We start from the raw sequence: 14883 nt of genomic DNA on the forward strand, positions 1-14883 counted from the left end.
CGGTAGCACCCCCAGCACGCACCCCAGACTCGACCGAGCGGGGGCCGCGGTGCCTCCGGGTAGGCGGGCACGGCACCGCCGTCAGAATTCCGACAGTGATTCGCGTGCTCCGTGGTGTTTGCCGTGGGCGGCCGACAAGGTGGTCCCATGAGAGATACCTGGGGTCCGGATCGCGGCGTGCTCGTAGCCGTGCGGGTGTCGGGTCTCGTCGGCCTGGCAGCCATCACAGCCGGTGCGCTGTCGAGCACCATGTGGATGGTCGGCGTCGGTGTCTGGGCCATGATCGCCGCGTTCCTCACCGAGCTCGTCTACCGGCCTTGAGAGCCAGGCGTTGGGCGGTCCTTCCCGCCTTCTGCCGCTCACTCCGCGCAGTTTCCCGGGGCTGAGCCGGACGGCATGCTGCCGGCAGCCGACCAGGCCGGCCACTCCCTGCCTCGGCGCTCCGATGCCGTGAGAAGCTCGTCGCTTCCGGGCTCGGTGTTGGTGTCCGAGGAGCCGGGGGCCGGGGGCCGGGAGCATCAGCGATCCGTAGGAAACGGCCGATGTCCGTGTAGGAGTGGGTGGCGGAGGTGCGCCCGGCTCGACGAGGCCTCGCGGACTTACCCCCCCGCTGCGGGAAGCGAGCTCCGCCCGACAGGACGCGCACCCGCGGCAGATCCGCGACGACGACTTCACGTACGGGCTCGAACGGGTCCTCGACGGACTGGCGGCCCGGCTCGAAGCCTGACCGGGTCTCGACGCCGTCCGGGCATCTTCACTCGCCCCGGCCCCGTCGCCGGGTCATCGGCCCAGTCGTGCCCGGATGAGAGTGTCGAGTCGTCGCCACGCCGGGGACGACGCGTTGACCGTGCCCTGGATGAGGGCGGGGATCTCGGAGGTCCCGTCGTCCAGCTCGGGCAGTCCGTCCGGCCCGTAGCGCTCCAGGGTCGCCCCGACGATGCGGTCGGCGAGGTCGTCGACGCGAGGGTCGTCGGCGTCGAGGCCGCGCGCCTGGTCGTAGGCAAGGAAGAGCTGCCGCAGCGCGGGGTTCGCCAGCATCCCGGCCTGGTCGCGGAACAGCGTGAACGCATGGTCCGGGTGGGTGGCGAACGCGAGGATCCACAGGTCGCGTTGCAGATCTACCCAGGCCTGCGTGAACCCCCAGCGGGCCAGCTGCTCCAGATGACTTCCGACATCCTCCGGCAGCGGCGCCAGACGTCCGGCGGCGAGCCGGCGCAGACGGTCCCGAGTGGCCCGCAGGTCACGGATGCGGTCGGTGAGCTCGTCGTCAATCTGCCCGAGAGCCTGCTGGAAGGACGCATCGTCCGCTGCTCGCAGGTCCCGGATGCGGGCCAGTGGGACACCGGCCTCGGCGAGCGTACGGATCTTGATCAGGTCGATGGCGTCGTCCGCGCCGTACCGCCTGTAGCCGGACGCGTCGCGCCCCGGCTCGGGGAGCAGTCCCTTGTCGTGATAGACGCGGACGGTCTTCACCGACACCCCGACGGACCTGGCCAGCTGTCCAATGGTGATCACCAGGCCATCGTCCCACTTGACCCTTCCCTTGGGGCAGGGGTGCAGCATGGCGTCATGCCGAACACGAACTTCGACTGGGACACCCTGCGCGAGCTGGCCGACGAGGGCAACGAAATCGCCCTGGACCGTCTGGCCGACCTCGCCGACGCAGCCGACGACCTCGATGAGCTGAGCGAACTCCTGGACGAGGGGGCCCCGCGCGCCGGTCTCCTGCTCACCCGACGAGCGGTGGCCGGCGGTGATCTGCGCGAACTGCAGCGGATCTCGGACGCCGGTTACGACGGGGCCGGGCAGGAGCTGGACCGGCTGCTGAAGGCGCCCGCGGACCTCCCGGACCTCTAGGATCTGCCGTCGCAGCGCTTCTCATTCCGCCCGCTCGCAACCGAAGGGCCTGCCTTGTCCCTCGCTGTTCGCGACGGGGGACTCCTCGGCGGGGAAAGGGGCCGGGCTGATCAGATAGCGGCTGCGCTCGGGCGAGGGCTCGTTGGTGATCCGGCGCACCAAGACGTCACGCATCTCGCCGATCAACGAAGTGAGTTCGTCCCGGCTGAGCCACATCAGGTGCCGGCGACAGCCCACCAGATCGGCGGCCGGATCGGCACCAGGTCGGTCGAGGTGGGCAATGAACTCGGCCAGCAGGGTCGCCATCGCCACGGCGAACACCTGCCGGTGCCCTTCGGCCGGAACCGGGGCAGCTGTGTCGGCGCCGATCACGGCCCGCTCGCGCCGCAGCCGATAGAGCCGCCCAACAGCCTCCCGGCGCCCGCTGCTCGCCCTCGACCTCCAGCGCGCTGCCGTCAGCCAGTAGCCTCATGTACCGGTACACGGTGGCCTTTGACACGTCGGATCCACTCGAACTGGATGTTTGGGCGTTGCTGCCGGATTCGTCGGTGACGAACCGGATGGTGCGGCTGGCGGTGTCACGGAGGAACCGTCGCGCAATTTCTCCACTTCGGTATCGGTGACGCGATGTTCGAAGTCCCGGGCGAGGCGGGGCAGCAGCGACAGGCCCATGACGCCCGCGGTGAAGCAGGCGTCGATCTTCACGGCGTCGGCCCGGTCCTGCCCGCGCACCGTCCCCGCCCGCTTGGCCCCCGGGAGTACCCCTGATGCAGACGAGTCCTTCGTATCACCGGTACTCGGTGATACTGTGTAGTGGTACTCGGTACTACGGAGTACCGAGCGGGTGAGGAGGGCTCCGCCATGGACGGCCTGACGGAGATGTTGAAGGGCACGCTCGAAGGATGCGTGCTCGAAATCATCGACCGCGAGGAAACCTACGGGTACGCCATCACTCGCCAACTGAACGACCTCGGCTTCGGTGACGTCATCGAGGGGACGGTGTACACCATCCTGCTGCGGCTGGAGAGGAACAAGCTCGTCCAGGTGACGAAACGGCCGTCCGGGGTCGGTCCGCCGCGCAAGTTCTACGCGCTCAACGACGCCGGCCGTGAGGAACTCGCGACGTTCTGGGCGAAGTGGCAGTACGTCTCAACACGCATCGACAAGCTCAAGGAGGGCGGGCGATGAACTTCTGGGAGACCATCACCGGCAGCGATCTCACGAGGGAGTGGAAGGCGTTCGAAGTCAGGGCTGCGGCTCTGCCGGACGACCACCGGGAGGCGTGGGGGCAGATCAAGGTCCACCTCCTGCCCCACGGCAACTTCACCGGCCGCAATGTGATGCCGATCCTGGATTCCGCGCTGGGGCTCCTCGAAGAAACAGCTGCGGACGGGCAGAGCGCCAAGGAAGTGCTCGGCGACGATATCCAGGGATTCTGCGCGGCGTTGGTCGGTGGCGAAGGCGCGCGAACCTACCGCGACCGGTGGCGTGAGCAGTTGAACCGGAACGTCGCAAGGAAACTGAACCGGCTGGGAGGCTGACGTGGGCATCCAGGACATCATCGAAGGCAAGAAGCAGTGGCGCGCGCACACGGCTCGCGTCATGACACTTCCGCCCGACTACCGGATCGTCTACCAGGAAATGCAGAAGTACTTCTTCAAAGTCGGACCGGTCGACCTGCCCGACGGACCTCTGCTCCCCGGGATCGTCGATTTCTTCGAGGAGGGCGTCGCTGCGGGCAAGGGGGTCCTGCAACTGATCGGCACGGATGTCGCCGCCTTCTGTGACGGCTTGATCAAGGACTCTGGTACCTACGCGGACATCTATCAAGAGTCCGCCAGTAGGGCATCTGGCACCACTGAAAAGTAGGCCCCGCCTCGCTCCGGCGGGCCTGCCCCGCACGTGATTCCTCAGCCTCGGAACAACGCGATCAGACGTGGTCCGAGCCCACCGCGTGGTGCCGCAATCCTGTGCGCCGACGTAGCCGATTCCCCTGACCGATCAGGAAACCACATGCCTTCATCTGTCATGCCCGCATCAAGAAAGGGCGACGGTCACCCGGCGCCGACCGCACTCTCCGCCGTCGGGCTCCGCAAGTCCTACGGTGACAAGACCGTCCTGGACGGTATCGACCTGACCGTCCCGGCGGGCACGGTCTTCGCCCTGCTCGGCCCGAACGGCGCTGGCAAGACCACCGCCGTCAAGATCCTCTCCACCCTCATCACCGCCGACTCCGGTGAACTGAGCGTCGCCGGACACGATCTGGCCACCGATCCGCAGTCCGTGCGGGCCGCGATCGGTGTCACGGGGCAGTTCTCCGCCGTCGACGGGCTGATCACCGGCGAGGAGAACATGCTCCTCATGGCCGACCTCCACCACCTGCCCAAGGCCGAAGGACGACGCGTCACCGCCAAACTCCTGGAGCGCTTCGACCTGGTGGACGCGGCCAAGAAGCCCGCCTCGACCTACTCCGGCGGGATGAAGCGCCGCCTCGACATCGCCATGACCCTGGTCGGCGGGCCCCGCATCATCTTCCTCGACGAACCGACCACCGGCCTCGACCCCCGCTCCCGCCACACCATGTGGGGCATCATCCGCGAGCTGGTCACCGACGGTGTGACCGTCTTCCTCACCACCCAGTACCTGGAAGAGGCCGACGAACTCGCCGACCGCATCGCCGTCCTCAACGACGGAAAGATCGCCGCCGAGGGCACCGCCGAAGAGCTCAAGCGGATCGTCCCCGGCGGACACGTCAAGCTCCGCTTCACCGACCCGGGCGCCTACCGGTCCGCCGCCTCCGCCCTGGGCGAGGCCGCCCGCGACGACGACGCGCTGGCGCTGCAGATCCCCAGCGACGGCAGCCAGCGCGAACTGCGCTCCATCCTCGACTGGCTGGACTCGGCCGGTGTCGAAGCCGACGAACTCACCGTCCACACCCCCGACCTCGACGACGTCTTCTTCGCCCTCACCGCCTCCACCGTCCCGGCCCAGAACAACCAGCCCAAGGAGAACGCCCGATGAGCAGCCTTTACCTTGCTGCACGCGACTCGAGAACGATGCTGCGCCGCAATCTCCTGCACGCCTGGCGCTACCCGTCCGGGACCCTGAACCTGCTGCTCACACCCATCATGATGCTGCTGCTCTTCGTCTACATCTTCGGCGACGTGATGAGCGCGGGCATCGGTGGCGGTGGCGCGGACCGCTCCGAATACATTGCTTATATCGTCCCCGGTCTGCTGTTGATGACCGTGGGCAGCACCGTGATCGGAGCCGCGGTGTCCGTCTGTTCGGACATGACCGAGGGCCTCACCGCCCGCTTCCGCACCATGGCGATCTACCGGGGTTCTCTGCTGGTGGGGCATGTCGTCGGCGGCGTGCTGCAGTGCGTGATGAGCGTGGTCCTGGTCGGCGCGGTCGGGGTGGCGATCGGCTTTCGCACCACGGACGCCACCCTGCTGGAGTGGGCCGCGGCACTCGGGCTGGTAACGCTGTTCGCCCTGGCACTGACCTGGATCGCGGTCGCGATGGGCGCGGCCAGCCCCAACCCCGAGGCGGCCGGAAACATGGCGATGCCCCTGATCCTCCTGCCCCTCATCTCCAGCGCCTTCATCCCCGCGGCGACCATGCCGGGATGGTTCCAGCCGATCGCCGAGTACCAGCCCTTCACCCCCGCCATCGAAACCCTCCGCGGTCTTCTCCTCGGCACCGAGATCGGTAACAACGGCTGGCTCACGATCGCCTGGTGCGCCGGCCTGACCGCACTCGGGTACCGCTGGTCGACAGCGCAGTTCAACCGCGACCCGAACTAGCGGGGTTCGTTGACTGGCTCTATCCTCGGGTTGCCTTAACGGAGTTTGGTGGAGTCGAGGGTCAGCAACCTAGACAACTGCGGAGCATGCCTAGAGCCGGAAAGCGGGTCTGCGCTCCCGGATGCCGGGCGGGAATGTCAGGAAATTTCTGCAGCGGTCGTGTTGGCCTGACATCATCCGCTGATGATCGTCACTCCGATACCCGGAACCCACCGGGACAACGTGCTCAGCGCTTTGCGATCCGTCTTTGTTGCCGCGGGAAACCTGGACTCGCAGCACCACAGCTCCGCCTACGGCCGTCTCCTGGCTTACCTGGAGTGGGCCAACGATTCCCTGCGCCTGTTGGTCGGCCAGATCAGTGCGAGCGACATCGATCGTCTGATCAGGACTCGGATGTATCAGTCCCTGTTGGATGGTGTGGGGCATCTGGCAGGCAGTGACCAGCAGCGGTTGGTGAACGGGCTCCTCGCCAACGAGGTTAGGGAGCGCGTAGTCGCTCTGGAGGCGGCGGTGGGTGCCTTCCAACGGCAGATGCTGCGTTGGCCGGCTACGACTTCCGTGCTTGTGCTCGACACCAGTGTGTTCATCAAGCATGAGACGAAGCTGGAGGACACTGACTTCTTTGTGCTGGCGGGCGCTGGAGCTGAAGCGGTTCGGGTGACGGTGCCGATGGTGGTCGTCGACGAGCTGGACCGCCTGAAGGAGTCGAGGGATAAGCAGGTCCGGTGGCGGGCCGGGTACAGCCTCGCGGTGCTGGACCGGCTCCTGGATAGCAATGAGCGCCTGGGGCGGGTGAAGGTCGAGGTGCTCTTCGACAACCCGGGGCATGTGCGCCTGCCGGACGAGGATGACGAGATCGTGGACCGGGCCCTCGCCGTGCACGCGATCGCGGCCGGGGCAGCGCAGTTGGTCACGTATGACACAGGAATGGCGATGCGGGCGAAGTGGGCGAACTTGCCGGTGCTGAAGCTGCGGACGGATGCGGGTACGGGCCCGGAGCCGGAGAAGAGGTGACCTTGGGGGCCGGGGTGAGTCTTCTCGCGTTCGTGCTCGGCGGTGCTCCTGAAGTAGCTGCCCGCCTGCTACCTCAGGGGTGGCCGATCGGGGCGGGCAATGATCCGATGCCTGTCTGAAAGACGTCGTAGCTGAGGTCTGCCACATTGCCTAAGTCGTAGCGCTCATGGATCCTGGAAGGCTTGCCACGGTGGCGGGCGTTTGGGGGATTTGATGGTACGCCCGGCAGTACGCGACAGCAGCGATCCCAAGGCTGTCCGTGACACGCGCGTGTTGGTCGACTGCCTGCAGGAGTTGGTGCGAGGCGCTTACCGGCCTGTCAGGAACTGCAGCAAGTACCCCGAAACGGTGTGGCTTGCAGATGTTCCAGAGGGACTCGTCCGGCCCGTGAAGGACGCCGACTCCCGCATCATGGTGGTGAAGCACCATCCACCCTTGGACGCGCCACGGTTGCCGGCAGTTCTGCAGGGCCGCGTATCAGTCGAGGCTGCAGCGACCGCCGCCGCGGAGCCTCCCGAGCTGCTCGACGACACGGCAATGTTCAGTGAACGGACAGACCCCGTCACTGACGAGGCCGATGATCCGAAGGCATTGGATGTCGGCAGCTCAGATGTGCGTAAGGCCTACGAGGGCTGGGTCGGCCGATGGAAGCGATGGGCGCGGGAAGAGCTAGCGGCTGCGTCTCACCGCCGTCTGCACCAGCAGCTGTATCGGATTGCCAAGAAGATCCAACAGGACGGTGACGCCTTCGAAACCATCCTGGCCGTAGGCCTCCTGCAAGTAGGAGCCGAGCGAGCTTCGGCTCGGGTACGCAGGCACATTGTGACGGTTCCTGTCACCCTTACGGTTGATCCGAATTCAGTCAACGTCACGGTGTCTCTGGTGCCGGGTCAGTCAGGTCGCCTGGAAGATACCGAGTTTCTCAGCGAGTCCGATGGCTACACCTCGGAACTACTGGGGGTCGTACGTTCTGAGGTGGAGGAAGCCGCCTTCCACCCCTTGTCAGACCGGGCGTCTGAGGCCGTGCGCTCATGGGCCCAGCGTGCCTTCGGTGTCGAGCGAACACTTCCGTTCGACTCCGGCAGCGGGCACCCTGACCTCACCGCGGACCCCCAGGCACGGTCACTGCATCATGCGCCGGCGATCGTCCTGCGCGAACATGGCCAGCGCTCGGTACTCGGTTTCTTCGAAAGTATCGCGCGAGTCTTGAAGCGTCCCGGAGCGCAGGCGCCTTTGGGGCTGGCGCAGCTGCTGTACGACCTCGAACCCGAGCAACGCACCGCCTGGGGGAGTAGTAAGGGTCCCGTCCCTCCGGCACTGGGCCCGGAACCGCTATTCCCCATGCTCACCAACGCGGCCCAGCTGGACGTGCTGGACAGACTGCAGCACGACACCAGCGTGGTGGTCCAAGGCCCGCCAGGCACCGGAAAGACCCACACGATCAGCAATCTCATCGCGGCGCTTCTCGCGGATGGCAAGAGAGTCTTGGTCACCAGCGAAAAGGGACAAGCTCTCAAGGTACTGATCGACCAACTACCGCCCAAACTGCGCAGCATGTGCGTGCTCCAGCGCGATCAGTGGCAGGGCGGCAGCTCCGATCTGCGCCAGTCGCTCGGAGCTCTGGCCCACCTGAGCGCGACCACGAACACTGAGCGGCTTCAGCAGCACATCGAGACCCAGCAGGCTCAGCGGCACCAACTTCTGGCTGAACGGGCCAAGCTGCGAGAACGTCTGAGAGCGGTACGGGAAGTGGAGTGGTATGAGCACCCCGAGATCGCACCGGGATACCGCGGCCGCCTCGACGAGATTGTGCAGACGGCCGAACGGGGCAATGCTGATTACCAGTGGCTGCCGCCGCTGCCTGCACAACCAGGGCAACTGCCACCATTGGATACTGACGAGGCTCAGCGGCTATGGCTGCTGGTGACCCAGCACGGCCCGGAGATCCTCGATGCTCACATTCAGTACTGCCCCGATCCAGGCACCTTGCCCGACCCCGAAGAGGTCTCAGGCCGCATCAGGGACATAGAGGCAGCTAACACAGCCCTCGGATTGGAGCCCGCAACGCCACTCGCCCAGGCTCTGGCCGAACACGGTGATGTGGAGCTTGCGGTGACGGAAGGCCTACTGGAGCAAGCCCAGCAGGCCCTTCAAGACATGGGGATGTCCGCAGACCCTGCAGCGTGGCAAGAGGAGAGCTGGCCCACTCGCGCGCTTGAGGACGGCATCGCACGACGCTCGCAACAGATGTGGGACAGCATCCGCAACGCCTCAAAGCGAGCCCAACAGACCCAACAAGAGATCGCGAACGCCTCCTTCCTGAATGTGGAAGTGCCCCAGCTACCCGAAGGCGAAGAACGAGAACTACTGGTAAGCAGCCGAGACGTTGAGAAGTACCTCCTGGGAAACGGTCAACTGAACAAGAGATGGCCCCGGCCAGCTGTCCTCAAACAAGCCCGGGTCCTACTCGAACAATGCCGAGTCGAAGGCATGGCACCCGCCAACCGAGAGCAAGTTACCGCGGTGGTGCGCCATCTGGAGATGCGCTCCCATATCCGTACTTTGCGCAGCCGCTGGGCAGGGGTCGGATGGGACGTCGAGAAGAACACACCAGAGTTACTGTTCTCCGAACTCCTGGACAGAGCTTCCTTGCTGCAGGCCATCGACTGCTGCGTCGCGGCAATCCGCCAAGTCCACACGAGGCTGCTCACCAACGGTATCCCAGTACCTGTCACCACAATCGATCAGTGGCAGAACGTCCGACGAGCTACTGCACAGGCCCGGAACCTGTTACGGGTCGAAGCCGCAGACCGCCAGCTCAACGAGCTTCTCACTAGCCTTCCTCAGCCACAAGCTCAAGGCGTTCAGGAGCTTCGCCAGGCAGCTGATGCCGTAGCTGCCCGCGACTCCCAGGCCTATGCCAACGCAGTGCAAGCATTGACGCTGGCGTACCAGCGTGAAGCGGACCGCCGAGAGACAGGAAAACTGTTCCAGCGTCTGAGCGAAGCTCACGCTGAGTTGGCGCAGGTGTTCGCCTCCGACCCTCTGGCAGGGCACTGGCGTGACCGATTCGCTGCTTTCCCCCACGCGTGGGCCTGGCGGCAAGCACAGGACTTCCTCGACACCGTTCTTCTCCCCGGTCGTGAAGAACAGCTCGAAGGGGAGCTGGCGCAGATCGAAGGCAGACTCCACGACCTTGTAGAGGGCCTGGTGTGCGACCGAGCGGCTTTGCACTGCGTGAGCCGCATGACCACGAAACACAAACAAGCCCTGGCCGCTTACGCCAGCGCCATAGCCAATGCCGGCCAAGGGACAACGGACTACGGAAAACGCCACCAACGACACGCGCGCTCAGCCATGCAGACAGCTCAGGGCGCGGTCCCCGCATGGATCATGCCACTCAGGCAGGTAGCCGAGACGATCAGCCCGGAACGAGACTCCTTCGATGTTGTGATCGTCGACGAAGCCAGCCAGGTCGGTCTGAACGGCCTCCTGCTGCTGTGGCTCGCCCCGCGGATCATCGTCGTCGGGGACGACCGCCAGTGCGCGCCCTACTACACCGGCAGCAAACATGACCGGATCACTCAAATTTTCGACGAACGCATGGATGCACTTGAACCCTGGCAGCGCGAAGGCTTCGACCCCAAATCCAACCTGTACGAGCTGCTTTCCTCACGCTTCACCGAAGTGGTCCGTCTCACCGAACACTTTCGCTGCATGCCCGAAATCATCAAGTGGTCCTCCATGCAGTTCTACCCCGACAACGAGCTCATCCCGCTGCGTCAGCACGGCTCGGACCGGCTCTCCCCGCTGAAAGTCGTCCACGTACCAGAAGGCCACTGTGAAGGACGCAGAGATAAGCTGATCAACCGCCCCGAAGCAGAAGCAGTCGTTGACCAGCTCTGCCGCCTCACCCAAGACCCGGCCTACGCCGACCGCAGCCTAGGTGTCATCATCCTGCGCCAAGGCGCCCAGAGCCGGCTCGTACAAGACCTCGTCGACATGCGCATCGACATGCCGGCCCGCGAGCGCCACAACATCCTGGTCGGTACTCCTGAGGAATTCCAAGGCGACCAACGCGACGTCATCCTGCTCTCCATGGTCGTCGACGGCGCCAACGTCATCGCGGCAACTGGGCGCAGCCATGAACGGCGCTTCAATGTCGCAGCCAGCCGAGCTCGCGACCAGATGTGGCTCTTCCACTCGATGACCGTCGACCAACTGAGCAGCAAAGACCTGCGCCGCTCCATGCTCACCTACATGCAAAACCCGCCCCCGCCCTACACTCACGCCCGCCAGCCGGCCAACGTCACCCCAGACCAGCTATGCGCCCCCTTCGAGTCGCTCTTCGAGCAACGCGTCTACCTACGCATCAAGGAACGTGGCTACGACGTAGTGCCGCAATGGGAAGTCAACGGCAAGCGCATCGACCTCGTCGTCACCGGGGGCCACGGACGCCTCGCCGTCGAGTGTGACGGAAGTCCCCACCACTCCACGAGGCAACAGATCCACGACGATGCGGAGCGCGAACGAGAACTACGCCGCGCAGGCTGGACCTTTTGGCGCGTGCGCAGCAGCGCCTTTGCTCTCTCGCCGGAGGACGCCCTGGCCCCTCTGTGGAAACGCTTGACCGACCTCAGAATTCACCCGGATACCGCATCAGACAAAGTCGCAGATGGCACAGAACCTCTGGCGGTGTGGGCGCCGGTCGGTCTGGCTGAAGCCGAGGCCGCAGAGGAAGAGGCAGATCCCTATGACGGTGAACTGGATGACGACAGTGAGGCAGTCTGACATGGGAAACTTCGACGAAAGCACTCTCGAAGAGCTGGCTGCCATGATCAGCGGAGATGAGGCCGGCATGAAACGTCGCGGTGGCTGGGAGCTGGCGCCCTTCCTCCGCCGGGCTGGCTGGGAAGATGTTCCCGATCACGACGGCAGCCCACGACACCCATGGCTTCTGGACCTCCTGCGTGAGCGTAAGGAAGACGACGCCGGAGACATCGAGCGTGTCGCACTGCGCCTGGCCGACCGGCGTGAGTACCAGCAACAAGCCAGTGAGTACACACCTGTCATCGAACGGCTCCAGGAAGTCCTGGCCCTCGAAGGCCTACGCGTCGACTACCGCAACGGGCGACCCAACCTCGTTGCGTACGATCCTGACAACCCACCCCGGCCACAGCGAGTCGAACTCAAGGTCACGATCACCGACATCGTCGCTGATCCCGACTTGGCCCGCGCCGTCCAGTTGCGTCTGGATGAGGCGCACACATGTCAGGAAAACGGCGCTTACACCTCTGCGGTCATCATGCTCGGCAGCCTCCTCGAAGGCGTGCTTGTACACGCAGCCGAAGTCAGGCCTGCCGCCACGCCACTTTCCAAGCCGCTGCGCGCGGCTGGCATGCAGGACCTTGTTCAGCATGCCCATGTGAATGGATGGATCGACCAAGACGCGAAAATGGCGTCGGAACTATTGCGAACCTACCGCAATCTGGTTCACCCGCTCGCCGAGAAGCGAGCGAAGCACAGCGCGGACTTCGACACAGCCGACCTGTGTTGGTCCACCGTGAACGCCGTCCTCAATGACCTGGCGGCCAGTCGCGTCTGACTACCTCCCCAAAGCCTGGCTGCGCCTCGGCGCTGCCACGCAGCCCGCTACCAGGGCGCAGCCAGGCAGTGTCCAGGTTCAGTTTCGTAGTGGTCACCTTCGTGTCCGGAGGGAGCCCGGCCACTCCTGGGAGCGGGTCCGCCGATCGATCCGTGGGGACGTGACCAGGTAGCGTGACGGTTGCCTTAACGGAGTTTGGTGGATACGAACACCAGCAATACCGACCGTAACGTCCGGCTGAGCTTCTTCGGTGGTTGAGTCGCTTGCGCTGCACCGTAGCGGGCGAACACGGTCGTACCGGTGTCACCTCGCTGGTGGCACCGGTGTTCACCGACGGTGAGTCGCTGCCGCTGGTCGTCACCCTCGTCATGCCGGCACGTGGCACCACCGAGGAGGCCCTCGTCGGTCTCTCGGCGGAACTGCTGCACTCGACCCGGGCCATGGCGGAGGAGCTGGGGTACGCGCCGCACAACGACGACGCACAGTGCGCGCCCTGGCGCGCCCGCTGACAACGTGTCCCTACGCGGCTGCTGGAGACGTGCCGAGTCGAGAACCGCCGCCAAGTGCCTACTCGGACAGGGCAGGTGCAGAACCACCACGTACTCCGCCTGGCGTCGGCTGGCTTCCAGCGCGGCCCACAGGTTGATGCCGACGCCGCGCCCTTTCGCCGACGGGCCCAGGAAGACATGGCCGGTTCGAGGCCTCATCGGGTACGCCGTGAAGACCGCCCCGCCAGGCACGGCCGGGCACGCCACGCCGGGCCGGGCGGGCGCTCCGGGTCACGCGGCTTGACCAGCGGCTGAGGACACGAGGCCCGGTCGCCTCCGGTGTGGATGAGGTGGCGTCCGCCATGGGGGCGGTGCACTCGTGGTTTCCGGGCGTCATCGTGCCCAGGAGGGACCGGCCGCTGACGACGAGGCGCAGTTGCTCGCCGGGGCGGAAGGTGAGCCCGACCGGGAGCAGGCCGATTTCGACGTTCCCCCTTCCCTGTGCTTGCTCCGCCTCACGGGAAGCGGGCGTTGCGACAGACACCCTCGCGGCACCCGAACCACGGGTCAACGCACGGCGGATGGAGAGGGACGCTCAATGTATTGACTACGACCAGGACGAGCGACATGGTACGGGAGAGCGCTCTCCCGAGTTCTCCAGTTTCAAGCAGATGTTCGGTATGCCCAGTTTTGGCGTGCCTCTGGCAGGGTTGACAACCCTCGAACCAGGCGGCGGAGCCTTAGCCGGCTAGCCGACCGCACCACCGCGCACCACGCACAGATCTGTCCACCGAAGTCGCGTGCGTGTCCGCGTACACACGCGCGCCTCACCCCGCGTGCAGGAGATCCTCATGAGATCGAGTCCGAGAAGGCTTCCAGCACTTCTCGTCGGAACAGCTCTCGTAGCAAGTGTCCTCGGTATCGGGACCATCGCCTCCGCTACGGACGCCGGCACCCCTCTCGTAACCACCGGTACGGCCGCAGCGGACCACACCGGTCACACCGCGGCAGTGTCCACCCAGGCATCAGGTGATGACACCGACGGGGACGGCTACATCCCGGCCGTTCCCCAGGTCACCGGCGTCGTCCCGTCCACGGCTACCCCGCCCCCGGCCTACCATCACGAGTTCCAGGCCGGCTGCTCCGTCACCCACACCGCCCCGGACGACCCGATTGTCTACCCGGGCCAGTTCGGCAAGTCCCATGACCACACATTCATGGGCAACACCACAACCGACGCTGCCAGCACCACTGGCTCGCTCTACGGAGGCAACACCTCCTGCAAGGTGCCCGTGGATGCCTCCGCGTACTGGATGCCCTCGCTCTACAAGGGCGATCAGAAGATTCTGCCCGTCGGACCGCAGGTCATCTACTACAAGGCGGGAGTCACCGACTACCGGAGCGTGCGGCCCTTCCCCAAGGGGCTACGGTTCGTCGTCGGCAACCCGATGCAGAGCGCCCAGGAGTTCCGCAGCCACAAGGGCTTCGTCGAGGGTTGGGAATGTGGTGAAAGCTTCTTCAACACCGACATCCCGGCAAGCTGTCCCAGCAGGCCCGACGTGCAGCTGAATCTGCGCATGCAGGCCCCCAGCTGCTGGGACGGAAAGTACCTCGACACCCCGAACCACCAGACCCACATGGCCTACCCGGTCGTCAAGCCCGGCACCAACGACAACATGTGCCCGGCCTCCCACCCGGTCGCCCTGCCGATGATCGAGTTCAAGATGGCGTGGCCGGTCAACGGCGACATGAGCCAGGTACGTCTTGCGAGCGGTCGCGGCTACTCCTTCCACTACGACTTCTTCAACGCGTGGGAGGAGCGCACTCTCAAAGCCCTGGTCGACCATTGCATCGTCGGCGGCCTGCAGTGCGACACCCGCGGCTTCGATCTCTACCGGCCCGAACGGGGTGCCGCACTGACCACCGACCACCGCCTGCCGTAAACCCGGCAGGCGGCTCTGCCCCACAGCCCGGCCGCTTCCCGCCTTCTCCGGGACGCTGCCGGGCTGTTTCACAAGCCGGCCCGCGATGCGACGGTCTGACCCCAACTCCCCGGTGCCGGAGGCGGAGATGGGGGCGGAGATCGGTGACAGCCCGGGCCGCCGGAGCC

At 65.6% G+C, this 14883-nt stretch carries 14 protein-coding genes; 12 read left to right on the forward strand and 2 right to left on the reverse strand.

What is annotated here, in order from left to right; translation table 11 throughout:
- The first annotated feature begins 147 nt into the window (after nt 1-147).
- Nucleotides 148-321 carry a hypothetical protein gene (locus HET64_RS01250; protein ID WP_190009817.1) on the forward strand — a complete coding sequence of 58 codons (174 nt, stop codon included), beginning with the start codon at nt 148-150 and terminating at the stop codon, nt 319-321.
- A gap of 459 nt (nt 322-780) precedes the next feature.
- Here the strand turns inward: HET64_RS01250 and HET64_RS01255 are convergent, their stop codons facing one another.
- A complete protein-coding gene (locus HET64_RS01255; RefSeq protein ID WP_215101282.1) occupies nt 781-1515 on the reverse strand; it encodes a MerR family transcriptional regulator in 735 nt (244 codons plus the stop codon).
- 54 nt (nt 1516-1569) lie between these two features.
- Here HET64_RS01255 and HET64_RS01260 point away from each other — a divergent pair, with 54 nt between their 5' ends.
- The gene (locus HET64_RS01260; RefSeq protein ID WP_215101284.1) at nt 1570-1857 is read left to right on the forward strand and encodes a hypothetical protein; all 288 of its coding nucleotides are present in this window, start codon (nt 1570-1572) and stop codon (nt 1855-1857) included.
- A 21-nt stretch (nt 1858-1878) separates the two neighbouring features.
- On the opposite strand, the gene HET64_RS01265 is transcribed toward HET64_RS01260, so the two are convergent.
- A complete protein-coding gene (locus HET64_RS01265; RefSeq protein ID WP_215101286.1) occupies nt 1879-2169 on the reverse strand; it encodes a hypothetical protein in 291 nt (96 codons plus the stop codon).
- Nucleotides 2170-2718: 549 nt separating this feature from the next.
- Here HET64_RS01265 and HET64_RS01270 point away from each other — a divergent pair.
- The 10 genes from HET64_RS01270 to HET64_RS01315 all read left to right on the forward strand — a co-directional run bounded on the left by HET64_RS01270 (nt 2719) and on the right by HET64_RS01315 (nt 14716).
- Nucleotides 2719-3045, forward strand: a complete 327-nt coding sequence (locus HET64_RS01270) for a PadR family transcriptional regulator (protein WP_215101287.1) — start codon at nt 2719-2721, stop codon at nt 3043-3045.
- Nucleotides 3042-3398 (forward strand): DUF1048 domain-containing protein, encoded by a 357-nt coding sequence (locus tag HET64_RS01275; protein ID WP_215101289.1) that lies wholly within the window; start codon nt 3042-3044, stop codon nt 3396-3398. The genes HET64_RS01270 and HET64_RS01275 overlap by 4 nt, the downstream gene beginning before the upstream one ends.
- 1 nt (nt 3399) lies before the next feature.
- The gene (locus tag HET64_RS01280; RefSeq protein ID WP_215101291.1) at nt 3400-3726 is read left to right on the forward strand and encodes a DUF1048 domain-containing protein; all 327 of its coding nucleotides are present in this window, start codon (nt 3400-3402) and stop codon (nt 3724-3726) included.
- A 144-nt stretch (nt 3727-3870) separates the two neighbouring features.
- Nucleotides 3871-4878, forward strand: coding sequence for an ATP-binding cassette domain-containing protein (locus tag HET64_RS01285; protein WP_215101293.1), 1008 nt, complete (start codon nt 3871-3873; stop codon nt 4876-4878).
- Nucleotides 4875-5666 (forward strand): ABC transporter permease, encoded by a 792-nt coding sequence (locus HET64_RS01290; protein ID WP_215101296.1) that lies wholly within the window; start codon nt 4875-4877, stop codon nt 5664-5666. The genes HET64_RS01285 and HET64_RS01290 overlap by 4 nt, the downstream gene beginning before the upstream one ends.
- A gap of 183 nt (nt 5667-5849) precedes the next feature.
- The gene (locus tag HET64_RS01295; RefSeq protein WP_215101298.1) at nt 5850-6680 is read left to right on the forward strand and encodes a PIN domain-containing protein; all 831 of its coding nucleotides are present in this window, start codon (nt 5850-5852) and stop codon (nt 6678-6680) included.
- A gap of 387 nt (nt 6681-7067) precedes the next feature.
- Entirely contained in the window at nt 7068-11471 is a 4404-nt protein-coding gene (locus HET64_RS01300; protein ID WP_308369714.1) for an AAA domain-containing protein, read from the forward strand.
- Between the two features lies 1 nt (nt 11472).
- Entirely contained in the window at nt 11473-12285 is an 813-nt protein-coding gene (locus HET64_RS01305; protein ID WP_215101300.1) for a hypothetical protein, read from the forward strand.
- Between the two features lie 263 nt (nt 12286-12548).
- Nucleotides 12549-12794 carry a hypothetical protein gene (locus HET64_RS01310; RefSeq protein ID WP_215101302.1) on the forward strand — a complete coding sequence of 82 codons (246 nt, stop codon included), beginning with the start codon at nt 12549-12551 and terminating at the stop codon, nt 12792-12794.
- Between the two features lie 830 nt (nt 12795-13624).
- Nucleotides 13625-14716 carry a DUF1996 domain-containing protein gene (locus HET64_RS01315; protein ID WP_215101304.1) on the forward strand — a complete coding sequence of 364 codons (1092 nt, stop codon included), beginning with the start codon at nt 13625-13627 and terminating at the stop codon, nt 14714-14716.
- Nucleotides 14717-14883 lie beyond the last annotated feature (167 nt).

It is taken from the genome of Streptomyces sp. McG3 (genome assembly GCF_018619185.1).
Classification (GTDB): Bacteria; Actinomycetota; Actinomycetes; order Streptomycetales; family Streptomycetaceae; genus Streptomyces.